Origin of the sequence: Paraburkholderia sp. C35 (genome assembly GCF_003121405.1) — a bacterium.
Lineage (GTDB): Bacteria > Pseudomonadota > Gammaproteobacteria > Burkholderiales > Burkholderiaceae > Paraburkholderia.
Genome location: NZ_QBUY01000102.1, coordinates 23,931 through 33,135 on the forward strand (window position 1 = coordinate 23,931; position 9,205 = coordinate 33,135).

Annotated in this window: 9 protein-coding genes; all 9 read right to left on the reverse strand. The window is 61.6% G+C overall.

What is annotated here, in order from left to right; translation table 11 throughout:
- The gene (locus DK391_RS35890) at positions 1 to 882 is read right to left on the reverse strand and encodes an ABC transporter permease (RefSeq protein ID WP_109482751.1); all 882 of its coding nucleotides are present in this window, start codon (positions 880 to 882) and stop codon (positions 1 to 3) included.
- 51 nt (positions 883 to 933) lie between these two features.
- Entirely contained in the window at positions 934 to 1,965 is a 1,032-nt protein-coding gene (locus DK391_RS35895; protein ID WP_109482752.1) for an ABC transporter substrate-binding protein, read from the reverse strand.
- Between the two features lie 72 nt (positions 1,966 to 2,037).
- Positions 2,038 to 2,352, reverse strand: coding sequence for an NIPSNAP family protein (locus DK391_RS35900; RefSeq protein WP_109482753.1), 315 nt, complete (start codon positions 2,350 to 2,352; stop codon positions 2,038 to 2,040).
- A gap of 23 nt (positions 2,353 to 2,375) precedes the next feature.
- Positions 2,376 to 3,848 carry an aldehyde dehydrogenase gene (locus tag DK391_RS35905; RefSeq protein ID WP_109482754.1) on the reverse strand — a complete coding sequence of 491 codons (1,473 nt, stop codon included), beginning with the start codon at positions 3,846 to 3,848 and terminating at the stop codon, positions 2,376 to 2,378.
- Positions 3,849 to 3,890: 42 nt separating this feature from the next.
- A complete protein-coding gene (locus DK391_RS35910; protein ID WP_109482755.1) occupies positions 3,891 to 4,934 on the reverse strand; it encodes an LLM class flavin-dependent oxidoreductase in 1,044 nt (347 codons plus the stop codon).
- A 42-nt stretch (positions 4,935 to 4,976) separates the two neighbouring features.
- The gene (locus tag DK391_RS35915) at positions 4,977 to 5,933 is read right to left on the reverse strand and encodes a flavin reductase family protein (RefSeq protein ID WP_109482756.1); all 957 of its coding nucleotides are present in this window, start codon (positions 5,931 to 5,933) and stop codon (positions 4,977 to 4,979) included.
- A complete protein-coding gene (locus DK391_RS35920) occupies positions 5,926 to 6,861 on the reverse strand; it encodes an alpha/beta fold hydrolase (RefSeq protein WP_109482757.1) in 936 nt (311 codons plus the stop codon). Before DK391_RS35920 ends, DK391_RS35915 begins: the two co-directional genes overlap by 8 nt.
- A complete protein-coding gene (locus DK391_RS35925) occupies positions 6,851 to 7,438 on the reverse strand; it encodes an amino acid synthesis family protein (protein WP_054923433.1) in 588 nt (195 codons plus the stop codon). The genes DK391_RS35920 and DK391_RS35925 overlap by 11 nt, the downstream gene beginning before the upstream one ends.
- Positions 7,439 to 7,680: 242 nt before the next feature.
- Positions 7,681 to 9,027, reverse strand: a complete 1,347-nt coding sequence (locus DK391_RS35930) for a Fic family protein (protein WP_109482758.1) — start codon at positions 9,025 to 9,027, stop codon at positions 7,681 to 7,683.
- Positions 9,028 to 9,205 lie beyond the last annotated feature (178 nt).

The following is a 9,205-nucleotide window of genomic DNA, read 5'->3' on the forward strand; positions in this document are numbered from 1 at the left end:
TCAGCGGCCTCCCAAAGCGCGTGCACTGCCTGTAAAGCGCAGTTGCAGCGCGTACAGCGAAAGCGTCACAGCGAGCAGCACGAACGCAGCCGCGCCGGCAAGACCCCAGTTCAGCAGTTGCTGCACCAGTTGTGCAATGAGTTCAGCAAGCATCATGTACGACGCACCGCCGAGCAACGCAGGCGTCACGAAGTAACCGAGCGCCATCACGAACACCATCAGCGCGCCCGACGCGACACCCGGCATCGCCAGCGGCACCAGCACGCGCCAGAATGCCTGCCAGCGGCTCGCGCCGCAGATCGCAGCAGCTCGCAGCGTGGACGCGTCGATGCTGCGAAGCGTCGCGTGCAAGGGCATCACCAGAAACGGCAGCATGATGTACGTCATGCCGATCGTCACACCGATCAGATTGTTCACCAGCGTGAGCGGCTCGCTGATGATGCCGAGCGCCATCAGCATGCGGTTGATCGGGCCCGTCTGTTGCAGCAGCACCATCCATGCAAAAGTACGCGCCAGCAGGTTGGTCCACATCGACAGCAGCATGACCGCGAACAGCAGCGAACTCAGCTTGCGCGGCGCGATGGCAAGCAGCCACGCGGTCGGAAATCCGATCAGCAGCGTCGCCAGCGTCACCACGGTAGCCACCAGAAACGTATTACCGAACACACGCAAGTAGGTCGTCGAGCCGACCAGTTGCGCATAGTTCTGCAGGCCCAGCGACGGTTCGAGCACGCTGCGCAACAGCAACGACAGCACAGGCAGCAGAAAGAAGATCACCAGCAGCAGCAGCGCGGGTATCAGCAGGCGCACGCTGCGCCAGTCGCGCCGCCGGCGTGCGGCCGTCGCGGGAGCATGCGCGACGGTACTCAGAACATTAGGCATGGTGTCTCCCATCCACTTCAATCACAGTGCGGCGCGTTGCGAGCGTCACGCTCACTTCGATTGCCATGCGTACCAGCGCTTGGCGATGGCATCGCGGTTCTCGGCCCAGTACTTCATGTCGAGATTGATCTGCGAGGTCTTGTACTGATCGGGCAGCGTCTTCGCGACGGCGGGCGACATCAGCGAGGCCGACTTCACGTTGATCGGCGCATAGCCCGTATCCGTGGCGAACTTGGCCTGTGCCTGCGGGCTGGTGGCGGCGGCCAGGTACTTCATCGCTTCCGCCTTATGCTTCGCACCCTTCGGGATCACCAGCATGTCGGCGGCCGTCAGGTTCTGGTTCCACGAAATGCCGACGGGCACGCCCGTCTGTTCGAGCGCATGCAAGCGTCCATTCCAGAACATGCCAATCGGCGCTTCACCCGATGCCAGCAGTTGCTGCGATTGCGCACCGCCGCTCCACCAGACGATATCGCCCTTGATGGTGTCAAGCTTCTTGAACGCACGGTCGAGATCGAGCGGATAGAGCTTGTTGGGCGGCACGCCATCGGCGAGCAGCGCGATTTCGAGCACGCCCGGTGCCGACCACTTGTAGAACGTGCGCTTGCCGGGGAATTTCTTCGTATCGAACAGATCGGCCCACGTGGACGGCTGTGCACCCGTGAACTTCGATTTGTTGTAGCCGAGCACGAACGAGTAATAGAAGCTGCCGACGGCATCCGGCGTCGAGAAGCGCGGATCGAGTTCGTCTTTCTTCACGACGGAATAATCGATCGGTTCGATCAGCCCTGCTTTTTGCGCCGCATACGCAAAATCGCCTTCCACATCGACGACATCCCAGTTCACATTGCCGCTATCGACCATGGCCTTCAGCTTGCCGTAGTCGGTCGGTCCATCCATCAGCACGTTGATGCCCGTTTCCTGCGTGAACGGCTGCGCCCAGTTCTTCTGCTGCGACGATTGCGTGGTGCCGCCCCAACTCGTGAACACAATGGGATCCGCGGCGAACACGGGCGCCGCCGCGAAGGTTGCCGCGCAGAAGGCGATCAGCGGCGCGATAAACGAAGTGCTTCTGCTGCTCATGTCAATCTCCAGGGAAACGGGTGGGGTATCGAGACAATGTCTACGGCGGCCAGCGAATGTTCTCTCTCAGGTTCAGCCAAGCGGCGAAAACCGTGCTGGCTTCATGATCTTGTTTTCCATCTCTTCCATCAGCGCCTGAATCTTCGGCGCAAAGGCCTGCCACGTCGGATCTTCAGCGAGCGCCGCGCGACGGCGTTCGCGTTCGTCGAGACTCGGATAAGCCCAGATATGCACGATCTGGTTTTGCGGCCCGATCTCCGAAAAGAAATAGCCGATCAGTTGACCCAGATACCGCTTCTGCAACTCGATGCCCTCTTCCTCGACGAGCTTCAGATAGGCAGGCACGGCGCCTGTCCTGATGCGGTACGTGCGGATTTCGTAGTACATGTGGCGTCCTCGACAGTTGGGCTTCAGCGCATGACGAACGGATCGGCAATCGGTTCGTCCGATGTGCGAATCCAGACCGACTTGGTGCGCGTGTATTCGAGCACGGCGTCGAGTCCGCCTTCGCGTCCAAGGCCGCTCAATCCATAGCCGCCGAACGGCACGATGGGCGACACTGCGCGATACGTATTCACCCACACGATGCCCGCGCGCAATGCACGCGTCAGGCGATGCGCGCGCGTGAGATCCCGTGTGAAGACACCGGATGCGAGGCCATAGCGTGTGTCGTTGGCGAGCGCGATTGCATCGGCTTCCGTATCGAACGTGACGACGCTCAATACCGGGCCGAACAGTTCTTCCATCACACTCGGCACCTGCGCGTTCGGACAATCGACGATAGTCGGCAGAAAGTAGTTACCCTTGCCCACACCGTCCGGCTGCTTGCCGCCCGTCACCACGCGTCCGCCCGCTTCAATGCTTGCGCGCAGTACCTTTTCGATGTGTTCGAGTTGACGGCGCGTCGCAAGCGGACCCATTTCGGTATCCATATCCTGCGGATTGCCGATGCGGATCGCCTGCGCCTTTGCGATCAGCCGTTCGATCAGCGCATCATGAATGCCGCGCTGCACGACGAGCCGTGATCCGGCGACACAACTCTGACCCGTCGCTGCAAAAATGCCCGCGACGACGGCATTGCACGCACTGTCGAGATCGGCATCGTCGAATACCAGCACGGGCGACTTGCCGCCCAGTTCCAGCGATGTCGACGCAAGGTTCTCCGCAGAATTGCGCACCACGTGACGTGCGGTTTCCGGACCGCCCGTGAAGGCGATACGCGACACCAGAGGATGACTCGTCAGCGTGCGTCCGCAATCGTTGCCGAAGCCTGTCACGATGTTGACGACGCCTTTCGGACAACCTGCTTCATGCACGAGCCGCGCGAATTCGAGCAAGGGCGCCGGGCCTTCTTCCGATGCCTTGAGGACGATCGGGCAACCCGCTGCGAGCGCGGGTCCAACCTTGACCGCCGAGAGAAACAGTTGCGAATTCCCCGGCACGATGCCCGCCACCACACCGACGGGTTCGCGCCGCAACGTCACTTCCATATCGGGTTTGTCGACGGGCAGCCACGCGCCCTGAATCTTGTCGGCCACGCCCGCGTAATAGCGGTAGTACTCGGCGACATAGCCAATCTGGCTGCGCGTCTCGCGAATGATCTTGCCCGTGTCCTGCGTTTCGAGTTCGGCCAGACGCGGCGCGTGTTGCGCGACGAGATCGGCGAGTTTGTACAGCAGCTTGCCGCGCGCGCTCGCCGTGAGGTTTGCCCACGCCGGATCGGTCAGCGCGCGATGCGCTGCCTGCACTGCGCGGTCGACATCGTCGGCGCTGGCGGCAGGCATTTGCGCCCACACCTCGCCTGTCGACGGATCGACACTGTCGAACTGCTCGCGCGCATCGTCGAACGTGCCGTCGATGTATTGCTGGAACCGCTGGACCATGTCAGCCACTCCGTGTTCGGTTAGTGCGTCACTTCAGTTGGGTCAGCGGGATGCAAAGGCGGGCATCACGTCGGAGATGAACAGTTCCAGCGACTTGCGCTTGCGTTCATAACTCATATGGCTGTCGAGCCAGAAGCTGTACTGGTCGTAGCCGAGTTCTTCGTAGCCCTTCAGCCGCGCGATCACCTGTTTCGGCTCGCCGATCACGAGGTTCTTGCGGATCGCTTCGGATGAGTACTGCGGGAACATGGCAACGTCGGCGTCCGTGAGCGGCTCGATGAAACCTTGATCGACGGGACGCTCGTTCTTGAACCACTTGCTGAAGTAGCGATAGAAGGTCGCGAGATCTTCGACGGCCGCATCCACTTCAGCCGCATTCGCGCCGACGAACGTATGCATCAGCATCATCACCTGCGGACGCGGCACGTCGGGATGCGAAGCGCACGCTGCATTGAAGCGCTCCATCAGGCTCACGACTTCGGCATCACCGGAGGCCAGCGATGTCACCTGCACGTTGCAGCCGTTCGCGATTGCAAAGGCGTGCGAGTTCGGATCGCGTGCGGCGAGCCACATCGGCGGATTCGGCTGTTGCATGGGACGCGGCACGGGCGTCGATGAAGGCCACGACCAGAACTCCCCCTGCTGCGCGTAGTCGCCCTTGAAGAGCTTGCGCAGCGCGGGGACCATTTCACGCATGCGTGCGCCTGCGCTCATTGCATCGAGGCCGGGCAGCAGGCGCTCGTATTCGAACGAATAGGCGCCGCGCGCAATGCCGAGATCGAGACGGCCATTGCTGGCTACATCGACCATGCCCGCTTCGCCCGCGAGCGCGATCGGATGCCAGAACGGTGCGATCACGGTGCCCGTGCCGAGACGGATGCGTTCCGTCTTCGCCGCGAGATACGCGAGATTGACGAAGGGATTCGGTGCAATCGTGAATTCCATCGCGTGATGCTCGCCAATCCACGCGGTTTCGAATCCGCCGCGCTCGGCCAGTTGCACCAGCTCCGTCATCTGGTCGAACAGTTCGCGATGCGACGTGGTGTTGTCGTACCGCTCCATGTGCAGGAACAACGAAAACTTCATGATGTGTCTTCTCCGATAGCGACTGCGAGATGAGCGGGAGCGTCAGTGCGCGAGTGCGAGTGTCTGCACGGTGCCGGCTTCCGTATCACCGACATAGATGCCGAATGCGTCTTCACTGCGTTCGCGCACATAGCGTTCCAGCATCGAGCGCACGGCGTCGTCGCGCAGTTCGTGCCATGGAATCGCCGCGAGCGGCACGATGCGGATCGCGCTGTCCATGAACGCCGCGCCGCTTTCGATCACGCGCCCACGGTAGTAAATCTGCACACTCGACGATGGCCCGTTGCCCGATTCGAACACGGCAAAAATAAAGTCGAGATTGACTTTGAGGCCAAGCTTCGCAAGCACGCCGTTGAGACTGGTTGTATCGCTTGCGGGTTCGAGCTTGTGACCCGTCGGAAGCTGCAGACCTTTGGGTGTATCCAGCAACACGATACCGTCGCGATGTTCGAGAATCGCGCCGACCTGCGCACGCGCGCCCGCTGCAGCCAGCGCATCCTGCGACAGACTGAAGTTCACATACGCGCCCCGGCAATAGCCGAGCGGCGACGAACTGGTATGAACAAAATCCACCACGCGTCCGATCAGGATGATGTGATCGCCGGCATCGACCACCTGATGGGTCGTGCAATCGAAGCTCGCCGCCGCGCCATCCATGACGGGCGCGCCCGTCGTGCGAGCGCACCACGCGACCTGCGCGAACTTGTCGGCGGCTTTCGATGCGAACACGCCCGACACGTTCTTCTGGTCTTCAGCGAGCACGCTGATCGCGAAGTGTTGCGTCTGCGAAAACACTTCGTAACTGGAAGCCGTCTTCGCGATGCACACCAGCACCAGCGGCGGATCGAGCGATACCGATGTGAACGAATTCGCCGTGAAGCCGCGCGGCGAGCCGTCGGGCTGGATCGTCGTGACAACCGTCACACCCGTGACGAATGCGCCGAGTGCGCGGCGGAACTCCGCGATATCGACAGGCTGCGGATTGAGAGACTCAGCCATGATGTTCTCCAGAGATCGATCCATTCATCGCCTGCTTGCGCGCCGGTTTGACGTCGTCGGTCAGGCTCGACGCCGATGCTTCGGCGAGAAATGCAAGCAGGCTTGCGTTGACGCGCGCGGGGTCGGTAACGTTCATCATGTGACGCTCGTTCGCGATGATTTCCGCGCGTCCATGCGGTGCGGCAGCGGCCATCGCGCGCGACATCGCCGGACTCGAATTCGGATCGCATTCGCCCGTCAGGAACAGCGCGGGCACCGTGAGGCTCGCGAGCCGGCCGACATGCGCATCGTCCGACGATGCGAACAGCCTGTAGGTGCGCGCATAGCCAACGGGATCGACCGATAGCAATAGCCCACGCACAGCTTGCGCCGCTTGCGTCAGGTGCACGGGAATCGGATCGCCGAACCAGCGCGACAGCGTGGCGTCGATGCCGGCTTCCGTGCTGGCATCGGCGGGTTTTTCTGCTGATGTATCGCCGAGTGTTGCCGCGCGGTTCATCACCGCTGCGCGCTGCGCGGGCGTGCGGTCGTACACCGCGTTGAGCGCTGCCACGCTCAGTGTGCGCCCGGGATGCACCAGCGCAAACTCGAGTGCGACCAGTGCGCCCATCGAATGCCCGACCACATGAGCGCGCTCGATGTACAGCGTGTCGAGCAATGCATTGAGCTGCGACGCGTATTCATCGAGCGTCGGCATGGAAGTCGGCAGCGCGCTGTCGCCATGACCGAGCATGTCGTACACGACCACCTGATAGGCGGACGTCAGCGCATCGATCTGCGGCGCCCACACGCTCTGGTTCATGCCTACGCCGTGAATCAGCACCACCGTTTCGCGCGCATCGGCGGATTGCGGCGCGTGCACGCTGTAGCTCGTGCCGGCAGCTTCGCCACGCGATACGGCGCGCACGGGAGCGAGCTCAGGCTTCATTGGACTCGAGCTCCTTCAGATCCTGATAGCGGTCGCCAATGCGGTGATGCGGGCGTCCGCCAATCGATGCGCCGAGCGCGATCACGAGTTCATCGGGCGCAGGTGCATCGACGATCGAGAACTGCACGGTCAGGTAGTGCGAACGCATGCCTTCGTCGTGCTTGTGCATCAGCGGAATCGAGATCGGGCAGTTCGGGCCGCCACGCAGGTTGGTGAAGCTCAGATAGCTTTTTGCGCCGACGGCCTTGCGGTAGTGGTTGCCGAAACGCAGCGTATGGATCAGCGCCGACGCGTGCTCGATTTCTCCCGACGTGCCGACGATGGCGGCCTTGCCGTAGCCTTCGATGGCATCGCCGGAGCCGGCCACGCGCAGCATTTCCGCCGTCAGCATCTCGCCCAGTTGCGGCGCGAGGCCGTGGATTTCCGGCTTCAGATCCTCGACAAAACCGCGACCCGCCCATGGGTTGCGCAGCACGGCCGCAGCGCCGAACAGCTTCAGCGGACGTGGTGCTTCCTTGCCGCCTTCGATAAAGGTCTCTTCGACGTAGGTGACCAGCTTGCGCACTTCCAGCTTCATATCGTTCTCCTTACGGCGGCTCGGGGCCGTGAATGTCGTTGCGTGAGATTATGGTATGCCATCTTATGGTCCGCACCAAGGAGATCAATATTATGGAATACCATGATATGAGGCATGCCATTTCTGGCATGTTTTAGGCTGGGTTGGGGAGATGCTGCGGTGCGGGAACGGCGGGAGGGTTGTGGGCTGCGGCGCCAGCCCGGATGCGACACTGCGCTGGCGTGTGCGCCAGCGAGCCAGACTCAGTACTGCCGACCGGCCTCGATCCACGCTTGCGTCGCGCTCATCGTCAATCGATACCGCGCGCAATTAAAGACTTCCAGCTTCTTCAACTCATCGACGAGCATCGCCTGGAAACCCGGCGCCCCGTCTTCAGTCAACCTCAGTTCCGTCAACGCGGCCTGCATCGACTTGTGGTCACGCACCACCAGACCCATTGCCTCCGTCAACTGCTCGCGATACTGCAGTCGTAGAGGATTCGGCGCGCCCATGGACTCCATCACGACGACATACTTCCTCATCGATCGCCGATAGGTCCACGCAAACAGATCGACCGCGCGCGAGACATCGAGGAATTCGTACACGCCGAGCATCGCCTGGGCGTAATCATGCGGATCGACGTCCAGAAACGACAACGGCGAGCAGTTGTAGAGCATCAGCGGAATGTTCGCGGCAAGACGACTGGTGCGCTTGTTGCCATCCTCGAACGGTTGCAGGTAGGCCAGGTTCACCCACAGGAAAAAGGCGGCCTCGATCGGATTCTTGATGAGGCGGGCCTTCCGCAGGATAGTCTCCAGCATCTCTTCGAGCACGGTCGGCACTTGAGTCGGAACGTAGACCGTGTCGCTGATGTTGACCACCTTCTTGCGGATCACGCCCAGTGAATCCGTATCCACCAGAAGATCCTGCATGAGCACTGCGTGCAGATTTCGGACTAGCGCGGTGGAGAGGCCCTGCAGCGGCACCGCGTCGACCAGAAACTCGATGGCTGCCTTGTGGTTGAGGAGCATCACGGCGTCGGCGTCGCTGCCCGCCGTGCCGCGCCTGAACAGTTCCTCCGTGGCCAGCAAGGAATAGCGGTTGCCCTCCAGACGTGAGGACGACCACGACAGATCGATGAGCAGTTGCTCCAGCACCTTGCGTGCGTACGTTCCCGCTGGCTGCTGTTCGCGCAGGCGACCATCGCGATACAGCGATTCGGCCAGTTCTTGCGGCATTAGCCAGCTCTCATTGGGCACGTAGTCTTCGACGAATTCGCGCCTGTACGTGACGGGGTCGCGCGCGGCCAAAGGCAGATCGAGTTTGTGGCCGAGTTCGACGGAGGCGGGTGACCAGACGGGACTCAGACCAATAGAGGGCGCTTCTGCTGTCGCGGGCGAGACGGCAACAGCCAGCCGGTAGCGGGACGATCGTGCCTGTCCGCTGCGCGTGAGTTGCCCGCCTGCAACCAGTGCTTCCAGATGGCGGCGGACGGTCGCGGGGCTACTTTGCGTAGCACGCACGACGTCGCCAGAGGAAACGTCCGACTGCCCGGCGTGAGACAACCGCTGGATAGCGTCGAGTACGTCCGTGTAGATGGATCTTGCCATTTATCCGCTCAGTATCCGCTCAATTTTGAGCAGATACTACCGAAAATGAGCGGATACGGCAAATTTTGAGCGGATACTGAGCGGATTCTCAGCTTTTGAGCGGATTGAGCGGATTCCGCAGTAAGCAAGACGATCTGTTTTGAGGCATCGCTTCCACCTCGCCCCCACCACCTCATCC

What these genes read in the sequence shown, in the direction of transcription:
- DK391_RS35890 (WP_109482751.1), bottom strand. Translation starts at nt 882, where the DNA reads ATGCCTAATGTTCTGAGTACCGTCGCGCATGCTCCCGCGACGGCCGCA.
- DK391_RS35895 (WP_109482752.1), bottom strand. Translation starts at nt 1,965, where the DNA reads ATGAGCAGCAGAAGCACTTCGTTTATCGCGCCGCTGATCGCCTTCTGC.
- DK391_RS35900 (WP_109482753.1), bottom strand. Translation starts at nt 2,352, where the DNA reads ATGTACTACGAAATCCGCACGTACCGCATCAGGACAGGCGCCGTGCCT.
- DK391_RS35905 (WP_109482754.1), bottom strand. Translation starts at nt 3,848, where the DNA reads ATGGTCCAGCGGTTCCAGCAATACATCGACGGCACGTTCGACGATGCG.
- DK391_RS35910 (WP_109482755.1), bottom strand. Translation starts at nt 4,934, where the DNA reads ATGAAGTTTTCGTTGTTCCTGCACATGGAGCGGTACGACAACACCACG.
- DK391_RS35915 (WP_109482756.1), bottom strand. Translation starts at nt 5,933, where the DNA reads ATGGCTGAGTCTCTCAATCCGCAGCCTGTCGATATCGCGGAGTTCCGC.
- DK391_RS35920 (WP_109482757.1), bottom strand. Translation starts at nt 6,861, where the DNA reads ATGAAGCCTGAGCTCGCTCCCGTGCGCGCCGTATCGCGTGGCGAAGCT.
- DK391_RS35925 (WP_054923433.1), bottom strand. Translation starts at nt 7,438, where the DNA reads ATGAAGCTGGAAGTGCGCAAGCTGGTCACCTACGTCGAAGAGACCTTT.
- DK391_RS35930 (WP_109482758.1), bottom strand. Translation starts at nt 9,027, where the DNA reads ATGGCAAGATCCATCTACACGGACGTACTCGACGCTATCCAGCGGTTG.